This is a genomic window from Leptospira kobayashii (assembly GCF_003114835.2).
Taxonomy (GTDB): Bacteria; Spirochaetota; Leptospiria; order Leptospirales; family Leptospiraceae; genus Leptospira_A; species Leptospira_A kobayashii.
Genome location: NZ_AP025028.1, coordinates 2,633,218 through 2,650,776, shown reverse-complemented (window position 1 = coordinate 2,650,776; position 17,559 = coordinate 2,633,218). Strand labels below are relative to the sequence as shown.

At 40.8% G+C, this 17,559-nt stretch carries 17 protein-coding genes; 6 read left to right on the top strand and 11 right to left on the bottom strand.

Annotated features, from left to right (window positions below; all coding sequences use genetic code 11):
- Nucleotide 1: 1 nt before the first annotated feature.
- The 4 genes from DI077_RS11900 to DI077_RS11885 form a co-directional block, all read right to left on the bottom strand.
- The gene (locus tag DI077_RS11900; RefSeq protein ID WP_109019172.1) at nucleotides 2-1,819 is read right to left on the bottom strand and encodes an FAD-dependent oxidoreductase; all 1,818 of its coding nucleotides are present in this window, start codon (nucleotides 1,817-1,819) and stop codon (nucleotides 2-4) included.
- Nucleotides 1,816-2,913: a hypothetical protein gene (locus DI077_RS11895; RefSeq protein ID WP_109019173.1), complete on the bottom strand. Its 1,098-nt coding sequence runs from the start codon at nucleotides 2,911-2,913 to the stop codon at nucleotides 1,816-1,818. The genes DI077_RS11900 and DI077_RS11895 overlap by 4 nt, the downstream gene beginning before the upstream one ends.
- Complete coding sequence (locus tag DI077_RS11890; RefSeq protein WP_109019174.1) at nucleotides 2,910-4,130, bottom strand: lipoprotein N-acyltransferase Lnb domain-containing protein; 1,221 nt, start codon at nucleotides 4,128-4,130, stop codon at nucleotides 2,910-2,912. Before DI077_RS11890 ends, DI077_RS11895 begins: the two co-directional genes overlap by 4 nt.
- A 107-nt stretch (nucleotides 4,131-4,237) precedes the next feature.
- On the bottom strand, nucleotides 4,238-4,570 hold the full coding sequence (locus tag DI077_RS11885; RefSeq protein WP_109019175.1) for a TRL domain-containing protein: 333 nt from the start codon (nucleotides 4,568-4,570) through the stop codon (nucleotides 4,238-4,240).
- Between the two features lie 138 nt (nucleotides 4,571-4,708).
- Between DI077_RS11885 and DI077_RS11880 the strand changes: the two genes are divergently transcribed.
- Complete coding sequence (locus tag DI077_RS11880; RefSeq protein WP_109019176.1) at nucleotides 4,709-5,458, top strand: hypothetical protein; 750 nt, start codon at nucleotides 4,709-4,711, stop codon at nucleotides 5,456-5,458.
- Here the strand turns inward: DI077_RS11880 and DI077_RS11875 are convergent.
- The 4 genes from DI077_RS11875 to DI077_RS11860 form a co-directional block, all read right to left on the bottom strand.
- The gene (locus DI077_RS11875; protein WP_109019177.1) at nucleotides 5,445-6,461 is read right to left on the bottom strand and encodes a fatty acid desaturase; all 1,017 of its coding nucleotides are present in this window, start codon (nucleotides 6,459-6,461) and stop codon (nucleotides 5,445-5,447) included. The genes DI077_RS11880 and DI077_RS11875 overlap by 14 nt on opposite strands.
- Nucleotides 6,462-6,560: 99 nt before the next feature.
- Nucleotides 6,561-7,424 (bottom strand): hypothetical protein, encoded by an 864-nt coding sequence (locus DI077_RS11870; RefSeq protein WP_109019178.1) that lies wholly within the window; start codon nucleotides 7,422-7,424, stop codon nucleotides 6,561-6,563.
- 65 nt (nucleotides 7,425-7,489) lie between these two features.
- On the bottom strand, nucleotides 7,490-7,846 hold the full coding sequence (gene panD, locus DI077_RS11865; protein WP_109019179.1) for an aspartate 1-decarboxylase: 357 nt from the start codon (nucleotides 7,844-7,846) through the stop codon (nucleotides 7,490-7,492).
- Nucleotides 7,843-8,379 (bottom strand): type II toxin-antitoxin system antitoxin SocA domain-containing protein, encoded by a 537-nt coding sequence (locus tag DI077_RS11860; protein ID WP_109019570.1) that lies wholly within the window; start codon nucleotides 8,377-8,379, stop codon nucleotides 7,843-7,845. The genes panD and DI077_RS11860 overlap by 4 nt, the downstream gene beginning before the upstream one ends.
- Here DI077_RS11860 and lipB point away from each other — a divergent pair.
- The 4 genes from lipB to murJ all read left to right on the top strand — a co-directional run bounded on the left by lipB (nucleotide 8,362) and on the right by murJ (nucleotide 13,019).
- Nucleotides 8,362-9,021 carry a lipoyl(octanoyl) transferase LipB gene (gene lipB, locus DI077_RS11855; RefSeq protein ID WP_109019180.1) on the top strand — a complete coding sequence of 220 codons (660 nt, stop codon included), beginning with the start codon at nucleotides 8,362-8,364 and terminating at the stop codon, nucleotides 9,019-9,021. The two genes, DI077_RS11860 and lipB, sit on opposite strands and share 18 nt — an antisense overlap.
- A 426-nt stretch (nucleotides 9,022-9,447) precedes the next feature.
- The gene (locus tag DI077_RS11850; RefSeq protein WP_109019182.1) at nucleotides 9,448-10,437 is read left to right on the top strand and encodes an LIC_12071 family protein; all 990 of its coding nucleotides are present in this window, start codon (nucleotides 9,448-9,450) and stop codon (nucleotides 10,435-10,437) included.
- 4 nt (nucleotides 10,438-10,441) lie between these two features.
- Nucleotides 10,442-11,368, top strand: a complete 927-nt coding sequence (locus DI077_RS11845; protein WP_109019183.1) for an STAS domain-containing protein — start codon at nucleotides 10,442-10,444, stop codon at nucleotides 11,366-11,368.
- Nucleotides 11,369-11,399: 31 nt separating this feature from the next.
- Nucleotides 11,400-13,019, top strand: coding sequence for a murein biosynthesis integral membrane protein MurJ (gene murJ / locus DI077_RS11840; RefSeq protein ID WP_109019184.1), 1,620 nt, complete (start codon nucleotides 11,400-11,402; stop codon nucleotides 13,017-13,019).
- A 52-nt stretch (nucleotides 13,020-13,071) separates the two neighbouring features.
- On the opposite strand, the gene DI077_RS11835 is transcribed toward murJ, so the two are convergent.
- The 3 genes from DI077_RS11835 to DI077_RS11825 all read right to left on the bottom strand — a co-directional run bounded on the left by DI077_RS11835 (nucleotide 13,072) and on the right by DI077_RS11825 (nucleotide 16,899).
- The gene (locus DI077_RS11835; RefSeq protein ID WP_109019185.1) at nucleotides 13,072-13,413 is read right to left on the bottom strand and encodes a DoxX family protein; all 342 of its coding nucleotides are present in this window, start codon (nucleotides 13,411-13,413) and stop codon (nucleotides 13,072-13,074) included.
- A gap of 38 nt (nucleotides 13,414-13,451) precedes the next feature.
- Nucleotides 13,452-16,199, bottom strand: a complete 2,748-nt coding sequence (gene ileS / locus DI077_RS11830; RefSeq protein ID WP_109019186.1) for an isoleucine--tRNA ligase — start codon at nucleotides 16,197-16,199, stop codon at nucleotides 13,452-13,454.
- 64 nt (nucleotides 16,200-16,263) lie between these two features.
- Entirely contained in the window at nucleotides 16,264-16,899 is a 636-nt protein-coding gene (locus DI077_RS11825) for a leucine-rich repeat domain-containing protein (protein WP_242935180.1), read from the bottom strand.
- A 138-nt stretch (nucleotides 16,900-17,037) separates the two neighbouring features.
- On the opposite strand from DI077_RS11825, the gene DI077_RS11820 reads away from it, so the two are divergent.
- A complete protein-coding gene (locus DI077_RS11820) occupies nucleotides 17,038-17,544 on the top strand; it encodes a DUF1993 domain-containing protein (RefSeq protein ID WP_423241792.1) in 507 nt (168 codons plus the stop codon).
- The last annotated feature ends 15 nt before the right edge of the window (nucleotides 17,545-17,559 follow it).

Genomic DNA, 17,559 nt, shown 5'->3' with positions numbered 1-17,559 from the left:
ATCATGCCTTTACTGTGGTAAATAAAGAAAGAACATCTACCGGCCAATCGGGAGTTCCCGATTTTAAAATCTCAATCTGGCCTTCCGTGATTTTTTCTTTTTCCAAAATCAAATTGGTTACCATCTTTGCAGTTACGTTTGTTTTTTCCATAAACACGCAATGATGGGGAACAAAAACCCAGTCTCCTATAAAATATAGATTGTTTACGGGAGATTGGATCTCCGGACGATTTTTTTCATCACCCGGTCTGCAGCCCGTGTAAGTATCCCAACGGTTGATATAGAATTCGGAATATTCGGGAAGTTCCGGTACAACCAGCTTAAGTTCTTCATGGACTTTCTTCGCAATTTCCGCGTGAGAAACTCCGTTGAACTGTTGCCATTTGGCAACCTGCACTTCAATCAGATCGACGCGTTTTTCTTTCAGTTCCGGGATCTGGCGGGAAGACCAATTGGATGTAAATCCGAGTACTTTGTAACCTGTCGGGAAAAAATCATGAGCGTTCCAAAAACTTTTTTCAGGAAAACGTTTTTCCCAAGCATCAGAATTTTCATACATCAGATTGACGCATAATATAGTCGCGGTGGAAAGTTTTTTAACTTTATCGAAATATGCCTGTTTGTCGAGAGAATTGGTAGTGATGAATTTTTTGGCTCCCGGCAAATCCATCGCGGTGATGATATGATCGGCAGTATAGGATTTGATTGGGGAGTTGGCAGGCGTTAAAATTTCAAGCATGGATTCATGCGCGCCACAGAACGGACAATGATCCACATGACCTGCTCCCATGATGTTTCCGCAGACGCGGCATCGTTTCACTTTGCCTTTCGGGTATTGAGTGTTTGTTTCCACTTTGGTGACCCGGTTGTTTTCGACGAAGACGGAGGTGACTTCCGTTCCGAAATGAACTTCACCGCCTTTGCTTCGAATGTAATCCACCATCGGGTTTAAAAAAGTTTCATCAGGCGGCCATTTGTAATAATCCACTCTGGAATCGGACGGTAGGCAACCTAACTTTAAGAAGTTGGCAATGGCAAGTGCGGAACATTCTTTCGTGGACATGAAAAATCCCATTTCGGCTAAGCCTTCGAAATAATGTTTGATATATTGTTCGTTCACTCCCACTTTTTTCGCCCAATCGTAAAAGCTGAGGCTATCGAGGTAATTTCTTTCGTCCGGATTGAGGTAATTGAATCCCCATAATTTTGACGCCGCTTTTAGCGCATAAATCTGATTAGGTGCAGGTTTTCTTACATCTTCGGCCGAGGGAACATAGATTCCGCTGGAAAGCATTTGCAATCTGTCGAAGGGAACCGGCCATGTCGGAGTTTCTATCTTGCTTTGTGTTCCTTGGGAAGACACAAAATAGTAAAAACTATCATGGTCCTGCATTTTGTTGATGGGGAATCCGTGGCGACCTATGAATTCCCTCAGGTTTTTATAAAATCCCCAAATGCCATGTAACCCGTGTTCGCGGGTATAGGGCTGGTTTTGGAATATTTTTTTTGCAAAATGTTTGTCTTTCCAGGATTTTAGTTTTCCTCCTGGAAAAGATGATTTTTCGAGTAGGGTTACTTTGAATCCTCTGTCGGCAAGCTCGCAGCCCGCTTGCAGACCGGCAAGTCCTGCCCCTAAAATCAAAACTGTTTTCCCATTGGGGGAAAAGCTGACTTTGTTTCCCGGAACTTCCGGAAAATCCATTTTGTATTTTCCGTTTGCAAAAAACGAATACCCGAGTCCGCCTAAGAGAGATAAGCCGACACCGCTTCCGCCGTATTTTAAGCCTTTGAGAAGTAATTCTTTTCTGGATAGATTCATTTTGGAAATTGTGTCTCTACAATATAAGTGAAAAATGCGCGAAGTCTGTTTTCATAAATAGGCCATTGGAAATAATGATCATTTCGAAACGAAGGATATGTGACGGCTCCTTCCACGTAACTGTCTGCAAGTAATGTCATTCCGTCATTCGGACCGTATTGGATCAAATGCTCATAGAACGGTCTAGCCCGTTTTGTAACTTGTCGAAACTGAGGAACAGCAATTACATTTATGAGAAGCAAATGTTTGGGAACTTTCAGCTCGAAGTCCAGAGGTTTTCCCGGTCCTGCTCCCATGGAAAGAAATCCGTCGTAATTGTATCCCTTCCAAAAAAAATAGGATCTTGCTTCCCACTTGTATCGCCAGTTACCTTCAATACCGTCTACAAGCAAGGTCCCTTTGTTGAGACCTCCGATATTATACCAACCTTTTGCTTTTTTGAAATAATCTTCTTCTCCGCAAAGTTGTATGGCTTTTTTCAAATCTCCGCTTCCTTTGGAAACGGATGCAAATATGATTCCATTCACATCGGTTCTGTTTTTGACGTATTCGCAAATGACTTTTGCATTTTCTTCCACAGTACCCGTTTGATCTACGGGTATCACATCTTCTTTAAGTCCTAGTCCGGTTGCGAGATCCCTAAGTGCCTTTCCGTCCGCACCCACAGTCGGGTTGTCCTTGTAAAACATTCCGGGAACCATTGCCAAAAGAATATTTTTTTTGGAAAAATCGGGCCGTTTCTTTTCTATTTCTTTTTCTTTTCGATCCAGATAGGAAATGAACTTTTTATTGATAGGTTCTTCCGCAGCTTTCAGATAAAATAGAGCGGACGTTTTGTCCACATCCAAAGTCTCTTGTGTCAGTCGCTGGAGTTCTTCGCGTGTCAGATCTTTCAAAGATTTGTATTTTTTTTGCGCCTTTGCCCAATCCAAATACGCCTTTTCATCATCACATAGATTGCTGATTCCGTATTGATCGGTTTTGCATTCTACTGTTTTTGAAGTCTCCTGCGGTATCTCAAGTTTACGATCTACATGACAGAAATTCAGAACTAAAGGAACCGCTATGACGAAAGTTGTTTTTAAATATTTCATTTGTTACTTAAAAATAAAGTTTGAAACTCGTTTCTTTTTTTATATAAGAGGCAAAGATAAAAGAATGAAGATAAAAACAAAAGATTACCCAAAGTCTGTTGGTAAAAAGTGAATTTTAAAATCAGTGCGATGATCAGCATAAGGAGTCTGATTCCTATCAAATAGAAATATAACTTTTTATTTTTGAAATTTTCATATTTTTTCCAAACGAAAAAATCAATAGGGCTGATTGCAAGCCATGCTATGGTTTCATTCATAAAGCTGAAAGATGTAAATAAATAAACCAGGGTAACGAGAGTTCCTCCGATTCCCGCAACAAATCCGTAAAGTATCTCGGCGATTCTTTCGAATAACTGCAAAAACTTTGCAGGAAAAGAAAAGAGTAAAATAGCGAGAAAAATCACCATCCAAATAGCGGAACTTTTTCCTTCTTTTTGCCATCTGTCTTTCAGAATTATTTTTGTTTCCTGAGGGATGGAAGTTTGTTGCAGAGACTTCAAAAGATCATTGGGAAGATAAATCAATTCATGCGGGTTTCTTTTTTTGTCCGTGTCATGATCGAATAATAAGGTTTCGTTGATATTCAACCAGACGATCGTATTGGAATAAGGATAAACTCTTTCCCGCCAAGTATCTCTTCCTTCTTCTATTTCTTTCAGTTCCAGAGGAGTGAGTCCTTTGGATATAATATCTCTTAAGAAGGTAACGCAGTTATTGGTAAAGTTTTCGTAAGTATAACCTTTTTGATTTGCATCATACGTTTTGATGATCTCTGCAAATAATTTTCTTTTTTGAGTGTTATCTATCTTCAATTCGGTAGCGGTAATTCCTCTACCTGATCCGTCCCAAGTGCGATATGCGGAATCGGTCGGAATCACATTGACAAAGAAAGCGGCATCACCTTTTAAAAAACGCCATAGGAAACCTGGCGAAGGATCATAGACTCCAAAGTCCAAATAATAATCCTTGTCTCCGTATTCCTTTCCTTGAAAGATTCTGAGCGCCGCATGTCCGAATGCGGTAGTTACAGTAACTCCCGGCGACACAGTCCAAAGCTCTATCCTTGTTGCTGATAAATCTTTTTCACTGTCGGATTTAAGTAATTGGATGAGTCCGGTTTCCGCTTTGATTTGCCAGTCTTCTTTGATTTGAGCGGAAAGAGAAAACGTAAATGATATAAGTAATGGTAATAAAACAGAGAGAGAACGATAAAGCATGAATATGATTCGCTAAAGGTTTTTGATTTTAGATGTGAGCTGTAAAAAAAAAGATGAGAGAAGGAAAGATTATGGCTCTGTTTCCAGAGCCATAATTGCTGCGTTGATTAGTCTCCGCGAGCGATTGTACAAGTTTTAGAAATAACAGATCCAAGAAGGTTGTCATTTTTAAAGTCTGTGTAGTAGATTTTTGAAATTCCACCAGCAGCAGCAGCAGCTTTAAGGGATGCATCTCCGCTAGAAACGATTCCAAGATATCCTGTTGCACAAGCTTCACCTGTTTTTGCACCTACTGGAGTACCAGGAGCAAAAGTGTCGTTTCTTAGAGCAAGGCTAGTGTCTTGGATGATAGATCCAGACGGAGCCGAGTAACCACCACCAGAACAAGCGATTGCGATCGCAACTGCGAAAACTGCTGTTAGAGCAATATATTTTTTCATTCAAATTCTCCTTAGAATTTTGAAGTTAGATATTACTCTAAAAAGAAACTTTGACAATAAAAAAAAATCTTGTGTAGGAAATTTTTTATTTTGTAACAATAGATTGATTCTAAGTTTTTTATCGTACAAAGTGTAATTATGAAAAAAAATTTCCTTATACTTGTTTTAATTTTTTATTCCTGTGTTTCTACGTTTATTAAAGAACGACATTCACAATCGATCCCCTTGGGTGCGGTGCAAAAAGAGGTAGCGGATTTATCTAAAGAAGTTTCTAAATTTAGCGACATAAATGATAACGATCGGAAACAGTTATTCCGGTTAATTACTGTTATGTGTGATGTGAAGGAAGCGAAACAAATTAATTTTTTAGGTTATCCTCAATTTGAATTATCAAAAGAATTAAAAGAAAAGGGAAAAGATATATTCTGTGTTTGGAATTATCGAAAGGAATTGATCGGATTCTCAATGAAAACAAGCGGTATTTCCGATTGGGAGTTGGAAACAAGTTGGTTTGACGAACGTCCTACCCGGATTTTTTCAAGACTTACTAATCTTGGTTATGTGGTGGAAAGGCATTGGCAATGGAGTATCATCAAAAACCGTTGGAAAGGTGTGCTTGTATTTTTGAAGATAGAAGATTTGAAAGAAGGCAGAATTCGAACATATAATTTCAGCAGATACGAAGGTGAAATGTTGAAAAAAGAAGAGGTCGTTCTTTCCGATCAGAAATCCGTTCTGGACGGCTGGCAGTTCCAGGATGTCAAAAGCAACGGGTTGCTGTTTGAATGTAAATTTTATTCCCAAGGCAAATTATCAGAAGATCGCAAGGACTGTCAATTGACGGGACAGACTGGTAGCCTGCCCCTGGAAAAAGTTAATTTTGAGTGAGATCCGGCTTTTTATAGAATACTTTGGTTCCCTCGTTGGGAACCACGATACATTCTCTCATACTCTTAAATAGAGAGGCCCAGACGGATTCTTTGGTTTCCCTATAATCTTCTCCCAAATACTCCTTTAAACCCTGTTTGGCAAGCTTGAGGCGGTAGTGAGGGATGGTGGGAAACAGATGATGCACTACATGGGTGCCGATGTTATGATGAATGTTTTCAAAGATACCATAGGATCTATCGATTGTAGACAAAGCCCCATCTACATAATTCCAAGCGTCACCTCTGTACCAGGGAAGGGAGACGTCTGTATGATGCAGATAGGTAACCAAAGAAAGCCAAACTACAAATACCGTGTAAGGTATAAAATAGTATGTAATAAAAAACAGAACCCCATACTGCCAAACGATCCAGGACAAAAAAGAAGCCATCGCTAAAATCCAAATTGTGCTGATCAGTGCGTTTTTTCTTTCTCCATCGGGAAAGAGAGGGCTATTCGGATGAAAATGAGATCCGTCTCTCCCTGTGGAGCGAACGAAAAGATAAAGAGGAAATACGAATAAAAACAGTTTGAAGCGAGCGAACAGAGTCAATGCATCCGCATTTTTATATTGGTCTTCCGTCAGAGGGTGCCAACTTTCATCTTTATCTATATTTCCAGTGTTGTTATGGTGTGTGCGGTGACTTACTTTCCATCCGTGAAACGGAACAAGTATGGGAGTGTGAGCCAAATGACCGATGAAAAAATTCAACCATCTGACCTTGGAAAAAGATCCGTGTCCGCAATCATGCCCGACTACAAATAATGCCCACATCATTGTGCCCGAAGCAAACCAAAAGAAAGGAAGGAACCAAACGCTGTTTAGGTGGAAGGCGGCTAGATAAATAAGAGCCAAAATCCCTATGTCGAAGAAGAAATAAAACAGGCTTAGGAAGAGGGATGGCTGGAATGCTAACTCAGGAATTTGATTTTTGAGTTCGCTTACGGAATAAGAAGGTTTCATATTAGTTCGGGGCTAGAATGTAAATACGGCAGAGATATTAAAGCAAAAAAAAACGAACCCTTTTGGGTTCGTTTTTGGCATCGTAGTCGGAAATATTTTTTAGAAAGTGATTTTTAGATCGCTAATGTCGTAAAATTTACGAAATAAAAGGCTATTTGTTTGCTTTTTCGTGTCAAAGATCAAAACCGCTACCTTATTGAAAGAAAGGAAGTTCGGTCTGTATTGAGTGTAATGGTGAGCAGAGATGGAAGTTTGATACTTATTATTATAAATAGTATAAGTATGTTTCGGTAGTGTTTCATGGACTTGTTTCTTTTTTTCTTCCGGAGTTTGTGCAATGTAATTGTACATTACGATCTTGTCAGGAGAAGGTCCTGTTTCACCAAACAAAGTAAAGGTGAGAGCCTTTGTGTTGTTTTTGCAAAGATAGTCAACTACTTCCGAGAAAGTAGGTTCCGGCATCTCGGTTTCAAAACCTTTCCAATGCATTTTTTCCACTTCGGCTTTTTTCTTATTATAAACTTCTTCTCCCCAGACTTCTTTCGCAGTTACGGGAGTAGGCATTACATTGGTAAAATAGAGCAATTTTTCTTCTTTTTGCGGATCGTTGGTTCTCCATTTAGGATAAGGAATGAGCTTTCTTTCCGACTCATTTACCTTAGGGCCTTCGTAAGCCGCGAGAACATAGATCGCATAAGTTTGGTCTTCCATCACTCTGGATTCGAGATCAACTTGCACATCCAAGAATTCACCCTTTCCCGTATCAGCATGTCGTCTAACAAAAGATACATTTTTTAGTCTGATGCGAGGATCGTAAATGGATAACGGGTAAAGATCAGGGGTGTCTTTCGAGCCGGCGACCTGTGTCCCGGTTCCGGTTGGGGTGCCAGTATTGCCTGATTCCTGAGCGTAAATTGCGCCCAAGACCAAAGAAAGGGAAATCAATATTAAAAGTTTTTTCATGTTCCGACTACCGATTGGGTTATATACTTAAGTATCGAAGAAAGAAGCTAAAAAGATTAGGAAGATTAGGCTTTTTTCGGATGATTGTTTTCATCTACGAAAACGATCTGCGGTTTATAATCTTTGGAAAGCTCTTTTTCGTCGATTTGGCCGTATGTGATGATGATGACTTTGTCCCCTTTCATCCCCAAACGGGCCGCAGCACCGTTCAAACAAATCGTTCCTGAGCCTCTTTCCCCTACAATCAGGTAGGTTTCAAACCTTGCCCCGTTGTTTACATTTACAACGGAAACCTGCTCGTACGGGCGCATTCCGGCAAGATCCATTAAATCCTGGTCTACCGTTAGGCTTCCCTCATAGTGCAATTCGGCTTCAGTGACGATTGCCCTATGGATTTTTGCTTTGCAAACTGTGATCATCATTCCGGAGACCTCTCAAATAAAACCCTAAACATTTTGCCCGACAACTGCAAAAGGCTTTTTTGAACCAACACATGGATTTTGGTATTGATCCTTTCTATTGCAAACGGGATGGAATCATATAATGGTGTGACGACGTAATTTTCATATAAATTGGGGTAATGGCGGCTTTCATCCACGACTTTGCCGCGAAATGCCTCCACTACCTTCATCATGACTCTTTTTTCTTCTCTACTAAGGATTAGACCGTCGATCGGTTGCAAAAAACGGAGGGAAAATCCTTGGATTCCTTTTGCAGAAATCACGGGAGATGCGTCAATATGGCCTTTTTCTTTCAGAAATAGAAGTGCTTCGTTCAGTTTGACCGGATACGGGGAATCTTCCAAATGGATATAGATTCCCGTGGTAATCATGCTTGCATGTTTTTGAAAATGAACTCCGTCCGAATAATAGAGAAGTTTCGCCAAATCCAAGCGGCTCCGTCCGTTCGGGGATTTTTCTAGGATCCAAAGTATCGCATGACAAAGTTTCTCCATTCTAGCAGGTTTCCGTCCTTTTATTTATCTCAGCCTATTTCTTATCATCGGTATCTAAGCTACCAGGAAGTTGCTAGAAACGAGAGAAAGGAATCTATTTTGTTTCTGGAACACAGTCCATCTTTGACAGGAGGGGTCAGCGCGAAAGCGGAAAATCTACTGGTTACGGAAGAGAGTTTGGCAGAAAGGGGAGTGGAGCTCGTTCGCATCCAAAGAGGAGGAGATTTTACGGCACATGAACCGGGCCAAATCGTAGGTTATCCACATATTGATCTGCGACAAAGAGAAATCCGTTTGGGGGATTATCTGCAAAAACTGACTTATTCCATTCGAAACGCAGTGCTTGAAATTTGGAATGTGGAACTTGTGGAAAACCGGGAAGCTCCCGGACTTTATCTGGCGGATTCTCCCGAAAAGAAAATGGTTTCGATCGGAGTGCTCGCAAAGTCGTATTTTACAAGCTTTGGATTTGCTCTCAATGGAGTGAATGACCTTTCCACATTTCGACTGATCAATCCTTGCGGGATGAGTGCAGGCAATATGGTATCTCTCTCCGGATTGGGAAAGGTAAAAGATTGGGAGAAGGAAAGATTGAGGTTTGCCGGTGCGTTTTTATTTCATTTGGATAAGCTCTTGGGATAACTGGGGCGGCTCGGAAAAATGAGAGGATTTGAATTTTTTTAAGGCACGACCGGTCTCTCCGCTGTAATTTTTCCCTTCGGGAAAAGATTTCCGCTGCGATACCTGCCGCTGGAAGGTAAAGATGATAACCCCCTTGGCAAAAAGCCGAACTTTTTTCGTAAAATTTTTATAACAATCCGGGAAGTAGTTGGCGGGTAGTTCGTTTTGTGTTAGGTGGTTTACGGCAGCCCACGAGCCACACCCCCCAACCCGAAACAGGGCGGGGGATTTTAATATCGGCGCCCTTAGTATTATGTCTCCTTTGGGTCTAAAAACACCGCTGACCCCGATCATGAGATTTTTTCAGTTCGTGTTTTTGCCCTGAAATCGTTTTTTTCGGGTCTATTTGGCTGTTTCCGCCGAAGTTTTATCTAAGAGGACGATGCCGTGTTCATTCTAAGATCAGCTATATATTTTGTTTTATTATTCTTTGTCTTTGAATTTGTAGCACTCACCGGAGTGGCATGGTCTTTTTACGAATCCGTAACAACTGCCTTGCAACAAACTTCCGTTTCGTCGAATCATCGGGTTCGCGATTTGGTATTGGCACTTGCCAAAACGGCAGAACCTAGAATGAATCCGGCCGGATACACGGAACTTGCAAAAACATTCCAACGTTATGTGGAAGAGACAAAAAAGGATTCCGAAAAATTTACGATCTCTGAAATTAAACTTTATTCCACGACAGGAATTCTTCTTTCTTCTTCCGTTGAAGAGGATTTGAAAGAAAGTCCGGAAAAAAGAAAACCCGACGAAGAATTAATAAAACAAACATTTTTTAAAAAAGCAATCCGTATGCGTAAATGGGAATGGTCTTCTCCCGATTCGGAAGATTCCAAGTTAGGTGTTAGTTTGCCCAATCTTCCCGATTTCGCAAAAAATCTGTTAAAATTATTTCCTTTGGCACGCGCCAATGAAGTTCGTATTTACGCTCCCATCTATCACGAAACAAAATTAGATGTGTTAGGTGCTGTTGTGCTTAAATACCAAAGGGGAAATCTTTCCCATCTGTTTGAAAAACAATTCGAATTGGCTCTTTGGTTACTCATCAATTACAGTGTGGTTGCATTTATCGGCAGCGCTTTTCTTTGGGTGATCTTCTTTTTGTTTCATTATTTTGCAAGAAAGGAAGGAGAAGGTGTTTCCGAGCTTGCACCCGTACAAGGGGAATTGCCTTCTTTGATTGAGAAAAAAACTATTATCAGTTCGGAAGTTGTTACGACACAAACAACTGCGGTAAAACCTCTTGAAGAAATAAGGGAAACAAAAATTTCAAAATCGGAACCGGATATCATCGTTCCGGAAACATTAACTCAGAAAGAACCGACATCCTTGCATCAATCCAAAGATGTTTTGGATGCCATTTTTTTAGGATAATCAAATGACAAATCAATTGGACAGATCCTCGGAAGGTAAAGTATTTTCCATTCAACTCAAAGGCGCCCTGGACGGAGTCAGCGCGGAAGATCTTTTCCGTTATTTGGAATCTCAAATTGAAAACGGATTCTCTCGATTTTTATTTAACTTCGGTCATGTGGACTTCATTACATCCAATGGGATCAGCACATTGATCAAAATCAGAAAAAGGATGATAGGCACTCCGGGGCTTTCCTATGTGTTTTACGGATTAGGTGGAGAAGCCGAGTCCGTATTACGACTTTTAGGTTTATATAAAAAATTGCCGGTTAAAAAAAGCTTAACCGAAGCGGAAGAATATCTTAGATCACAACAAACACCGGAAAAATCCGCCGCGAGAGCTGCGAATGCGGAGGAAGAAGAACGATCCAGAATTGCTTCGCAGGATTCCAAAGAAAGAATTCGATTTTATTATACAGGTTCTCCTAAATCCAATCGGGGTGAGGAAGTTGTTTCCAAATTGGAATCATATGCTCCTTCGAAAGATGCAGAGTCTGAAATAAAAGCCCCGGAAAAAGGGACAGTTAACGCAGGCCATTCCGTTCCTGAGATAACAAAGCCGTCCGAGATGGAAACGATCTTGGAAGAAAAGATAACAAGTCTGAGAAAGGAAATAAAAGAAACATTGTCCTTTGAATTGGAAAAACGACTTTCCTTTGTTACCGGGAAAGAAACTTCTCCGGAGACATCGGGTCCGATTAAAATCCCCAACTACATTCAACCGAAATCAAAACAAGTGTCTTCCGGGTTTGAGAAAATTTTTCCCTGCGAAGCATGCGGTACTAGACTTCGGGTGACCAAAGTGGGAAAACACCAATGCCCGACTTGCAGAACGGAAGTGTATGTAAATAATACCGGTTCCATTCGATTTTTGGAAAAATTGAATACCTGAATACCGCTCTTAAAAAAACATTTACTTATCCATGATTATCGATAAGGAAACAAATGTTTCCAGTACCAAGCGGAGTTTAGCCCTTTCTTTTTATACTTTTTTATCCCGGATTCTGGGACTCATCCGTGATCATTTTATGGCTGTTAGTTTTGGAACGGGGATGGTTGCTTCCGCTTTCAGTGTAGCTTACAGACTTCCCAATATGTTCCGTAATCTACTCGCGGAAGGAACTCTTTCCCAATCTTTTATGCCGATCTTCTCCGAATACGAAGCTATGGGAAAGAAAGAAGCGAGAGTGATGGCGGGAACAGTTTTGAGTTTTTTGTTTCTATGTTTATCTGTTTTTGTCGGACTTTTTTCTTTGTTAGCTCCTCATTTTTTGCCGGCACTTGTGGGGGGAAGCCCCGAATACGGCGGGCTGGTTGTGGAAATTTCTTTGGTACTTTTCTTTTTGATTATGACTGCGAGTTTGTCCGCAATCTTCATGTCGATCTCAAATTCCCATCATAAGTATTTCGTACCTTCTCTATCTCCGATTATTTTAAACTTCAGTTATCTGTTCGTATTTATCCTTGTGTTTCCTTATTTGAATGATCTTAGAAACAAAGTGTTTATTCTTGCCTATGGAATTGTTGCCGGAGGCGTTTTGCAACTTCTGGTGCAGGGATGGTATGTTTATAAATTAGGATACGGCCCGATTTTCAGATTCAATTACAAACATCCTGCCATAAAAAAGATTTTCAAACTTATGTTGCCAGCTGCGTTAGGCGGTAGTTTTTATCAGATTGGACTGCTTGTGGATATATTTCTCGCAAATTACATTCAGAATGCAAATCCGGGTCTCGGTGCGGTTGTGAGTTTGGATTATTCGCAAAGGCTGGTGCAACTTCCAACGGGAATCATAGGTGTGGCGCTTGCTACCACCATATTGCCTTCTTTGTTGAAGGACTTGAGAAGTGGTTATATTCATCGGGTTCCTAAAGAAATCTTAGATGTTCTGAGTTTTGCCTTTTTTCTGACTGTGCCTGCGAGTATCGGCTTATCATTATTAGGTGAGACGGTATTGGATGCCATCTACTTCGGCGGAAGATGGGATAGTGTTGCTACAGCTACAGCTTTGATCCCTCTGATTTTTTATTCGATAGCGATTCCATTTTACAGTGCAAATAAGGTATTAGTTTCGTCCTACTACGCATTCCAGGACACAAAGACTCCTCTTCGGGTTCAATTTGCATCTTTTATTTCAAGCATTTTCCTTAGTTTATCTTTGATGTTTTTTTTCAAACACGGAGCCATCGCACTTTCTTCAGCGCTCTCCGCCAGTTTGACCGCAGGTCTTTTGATTTGGTTTCTAAAGAAACATTCCGTGGTTTTGCCGTGGAAGGATCTATTCTTTCGTGTTCGGAATATGATTCTTCCTTTGATAGGTCTTACCATCTGGCTTTTGGGAACCGAAGTTTATGTGAAGCCGGTCTGGATGGATTGGGGGAATTCGATTTTGGGACTGGGGCATGCCATGTTATCCCGTATATCTCTCGTTATCTCTATCTTGCCCGCAGTCTTGATTTATTTCGGTATCTCCGTTCTGTTGAAGATCCCCGAATCGGAAATCATTTTGGGAAAATTTCTTCTAAGGTTTAAGAGAAAATAATAAAAATCAAAGTTATGCGACGTGAGATGAAGACCGCATAACCAATGATATCCTAAGTGTAACTATAAGCCCAAAGAATCAGAGGGATTTGCAAAGGAAGTCTTAAGAGCAAGGCCCATTTCGGCGGATCCAGTTTGTTGCGGGAAGTATAATGATAGTAATTGGCCGGCCAAACTGCGATAAGTAGTGCGATCAAACCCCAAGCAGCATAGGATCTCGTTTCGTGAAAGATGACTCCCGCGCCGAGAGCGATTTCAACAACCCCACTGGCAAGAACTGCAAAACGTCGATAAGGAACCCACGGAGGAGTGATTCTTAGGAAAAATTTTTCTAAGAAAAAATGGGAAAACCCCGCTACGATAAAAAGTCCGCCTAAAAAGTAAGATCCGATCATATTTGTTTTCCTTTTGTTTTTACTCGATTAACAACCGATTATCGAACGGCATCTTCGCATCGTTTGCAAAGATCTCCTTCTTTGTGAATGTCCCGAGTGTGACGCCAACAACGGGGACATTCTCCTTCTTTCGGTTTCAAAACCCGTATATCATACAAGTCTGTTCCGAGTTTCGCAAGCTCTTCTTCTTCGGAAGAAGAATTTTTAAGATCCACTTGGGAAACAACGAATGTCAGTTCCAGTTGTTCGTTTGTAAAGGAAGAGAGAGGATTTTTGTTCGGGTATTTGGGAACCAGACTGATCTTTGCTTCCAAAGACTTGCCGATTTTGCCTTTTTGTCTGGCTTCTTCCAAAGCCTTTTGAATCGCTTCTTTGGTTTCAAACACGTTTACAAAGGCTGTTTCCGTTCTATCGTTTTTAAACCGGCTTAGATCGGGGAAGTCATGGAAGAAGACGGAATCCGTTTTGCCGGACTCTTTCCAAACTTCTTCCGCCGTAAAGGATAGAATGGGTGCGGAAAGAACCGCCAATGTTTCCAAAATCACACTGAGCGCATATTCGGAAGATTTGCGGGTCTTGGAATCTTTTGCATCACAGTACATTCTGTCCCTTATGATTTCAAAATAGTCCTGGGATAAATCTACCGTGCAAAACAGTAAAAGTTTTTGATAAACCTGGTGGAATTGGTAAGTAGAGTAATATTTTTTTATATCCTCTGTTAGGTTGTACAGTTTAGAAAGATACAATGCATCTATCTCTTCCAATTCTTCCTGTTTCAAAGGCGTTGCGGATGCGGAAGTGTTCCCCAATAGGTAACGGAATGTATTTCTTAGTTTCCTGTAAGTTTCGGATACGATCTTGATGGAATCTTTTCCGATCTTTACATCGTCTCTGAAATCCTGAGTGGAAACCCAAAGCCTTAAAATATCGGCTCCGTACAATTGGATGATGTCCGTAGTAGGGTTGATCACATTTCCCAAAGACTTGGACATAGCATGCCCTTTTTCATCCAGTACATATCCGTGAGTTAATACCGATTTGTATGGAGGTACTCCTCTGATTCCCATTGATGGCCAAAGAGAAGATTGGAACCATCCTCTGTGTTGGTCAGAACCTTCCAAATAGAGATCGGCAGGTTCCTTTCCGATGGAATCGCCGAACACTGCGAAGCTGGAAACTCCGGAATCAAACCATACATCTAAAATATCCTTGTCCTGTTTAAGTTCGGTAGATCCGCATTTTTCACATTTGGTATCTTTTGGCAAAAGTTCCGCAGCTTCCTTTTCATACCAAACTTCGATCCCTTCTTTTTTTACGATTTCGATAAAATGACGAATCGTATCAGCCGTTAAATGTGTTGCACCGCAAGACTTGCAGGTAAACGAAGGGATGGGAACTCCCCAGTTCCTTTGTCTCGATAAACACCAGTCAGGTCTTGACTCCACCATGGAGCGGATTCTTGTGATACCCCAATCCGGAATCCATTGTACGGAATCGATCGCTTTTAATGATTTTGTCCGTAAATCGTCATGGTCTATGGAAAAAAACCATTGAGGTGTAGCCCGAAAGATCAGAGGTTTTTTACTTCTCCAACTATGTGGGTAGGAATGTTGAAATTCGGAGTAATGAAGTAATAATCCTTTTTCCCGAAGTAATTCCACGATTTTGGGATTGGCATCCCAAATTTTGATACCTTGCATCAATGGAAATTCGTCCGTATAACGACCGTAATCATCTACAGGAGAATAAGCGGGAAGACCCGCTAGGGAACCGACTCTATAGTCGTCCGTTCCGTGACCCGGTGCCGTATGTACGCATCCGGTTCCCGCTTCCAAAGTAACGTGGTTTCCGAAAAGAGGAATGGAGTCCTGATCCAGGAAAGGATGGCGAAACATCATATTTCTCAGATCATCCGTAGAAAGATCTTTGATCTTTGTCAGCGGAACACCTGTTTTCCCTGCAACGGTTTCCGCAAGACCCACTGCCAAAATCATTTTACCTTGTTCGCCACCATCAAACAGTGCATAGTCGAGATTTTCGTTAAAACAAATGGCAAGGTTTGCGGGTAAGGTCCAGGGAGTGGTCGTCCAGATCAGGCAGTAACTGTCCTTTTCTCCTTTGATGGGAAACTTTACATAGATGGAGGGAGAAGTGTGATTTTGGTATTCTATTTCGGCTTCCGCATGAGCAGTCGCCAAATCAATACACCAGTAGACAGGTTTTTTTCCTTTATAGATATACCCTTTTTCAAAGAGCCCTCCGAATACTTCCACGATCTTCGCTTCGAATTCGGGAGCCATCGTCAAATATTTGTTATTCTCATCCCAAAAACAAAGAAAGCGGGTTAAGTCATCACCTTGTTTACCTACGAATTCCGCGGCATATTCCCTGCATTTTTTCCTGAGTTCGGTCGGACTCGTGTTTCTCGCTTCCTTCCCAAGGTTCTTTAACACTTGTACTTCGATCGGCAAACCGTGGCAATCCCAGCCCGGGATCATATCAGTTTGAAACCCTGACATCGATTTTGATTTGATGATAATATCTTTTAAAATTTTATTTAATGAGTGACCTGTGTGAAAATTTCCGTTGGCATATGGCGGGCCATCGTGAAGGACAAATTTCGGTTTGTCCTTTCTTATCTCTTTCATTTTCGAAAAGGTCTTTTCTGTTTTCCAAGTTTGAATTTGTTTCGGTTCCCGGGTTGCGAGATCCGCCTTCATAGGGAAGGCAGTTTGTGGTAAAAGTACCGTTTTGGAATACGGGTTTTCAGATTCAGATTTGGCCATGATAAGACCAAAAAATAGGAAATACCGTCCGAAAACAGCAATTTATTCTCTCTAGTTTTGCGGTTTATAATTTCACGTAAACTTTCGGGAGTTCGTCTCTGAGTCGGGCCACATCCGGTTTTTCCAATTGGACTTTTCCCATTTGTAATTCTTTCAGATGGGAAAGTTTGGAAATATTCCCCGGGAGTTTCGTTACCTTTTTGCAAAGTGTAATGTCTAGAATTTCCAAGTTGGGAATCCGGGAAAGTATCTCTATATCTTCTTCCGTTAAGGAGATTTTCGTTTCGTCCAAAGCCAGAGTTTTCAGATTTTTCAATTGAGGTAGAAACTCCGGAATTTTTGCAATATCCGTTCTTCCTAAAAGAAGGATTTCCAGTTTTTGCAATTTTACCAAAGATTCGGGAAGTTCGGAGAATGAATTGCCCGACAGATTTAAAATTCTAATATTTGTTAGGCTTCCTAATTCTTCGGGAATGGAAGTAATTGAATCATATTGCAAAGTCAATTCTTCGACTGTCTCCAGTTTTGCGATCGAAGCGGGCAAGGGTCCGATTTCCTTACTGGACAAGTTGATGATTTTGTTCGTTTTGTTTTCATGAATCCAATCTTCAAATGAGATCGTTTCTTTTTTGCAATCCGAAATTGCCATTAGACAGATAAGAATGAAAGTGGATTTGAAATAATTTTGATAACAGAACATAATTACAATTTTTCATCCGAATTCTTTCTGGCAAGAAAGGTTTTTAAGATTCGGGTTTTAAGATTCGAATTCCCCGTATTTCTTTAAAAGCTTGCTCGGGTGTTTGAATCGGATCAGATAGTATTTATGAATGAATCTATAATTTATGAAATTTCGGTAAAATCGTTTACCAAAGGTTTGAATAACCTGGTAAAGATTTTGGATAAGGCCGCAGCTCATGCGGAATCCAAAAAATTTTCCATCGATGTTCTTTTGAATGCAAGACTTTATCCGGACCAATTTCATTTGATCAAACAAATTCAAATCGCTTGCGACACTGCGAAACTGGGTGTTGCCCGTATTACAGGAAAAGACGCTCCCGTTCATGAGGACAAGGAAACAACATTGGAAGAATTGAAATCCAGACTTTCTTCCGTGATTCAGTATTTGGAAACATACAAACCTGAAGATTTTAAGGATTCGTCGGATAGAAAAGTAACCCAACCTCGTTGGGAAGGAAAGTATCTTACCGGTTTCGAATATTTAACCCAACATGCTCTGCCTAATTTTTATTTTCATGTAACAACTGCATATGCGATCTTTCGCCATAATGGAGTGGACCTGGGAAAAAGAGATTATTTGGGAGAGATGCCTTACAAAACGTAATTTTATTTGAATCCC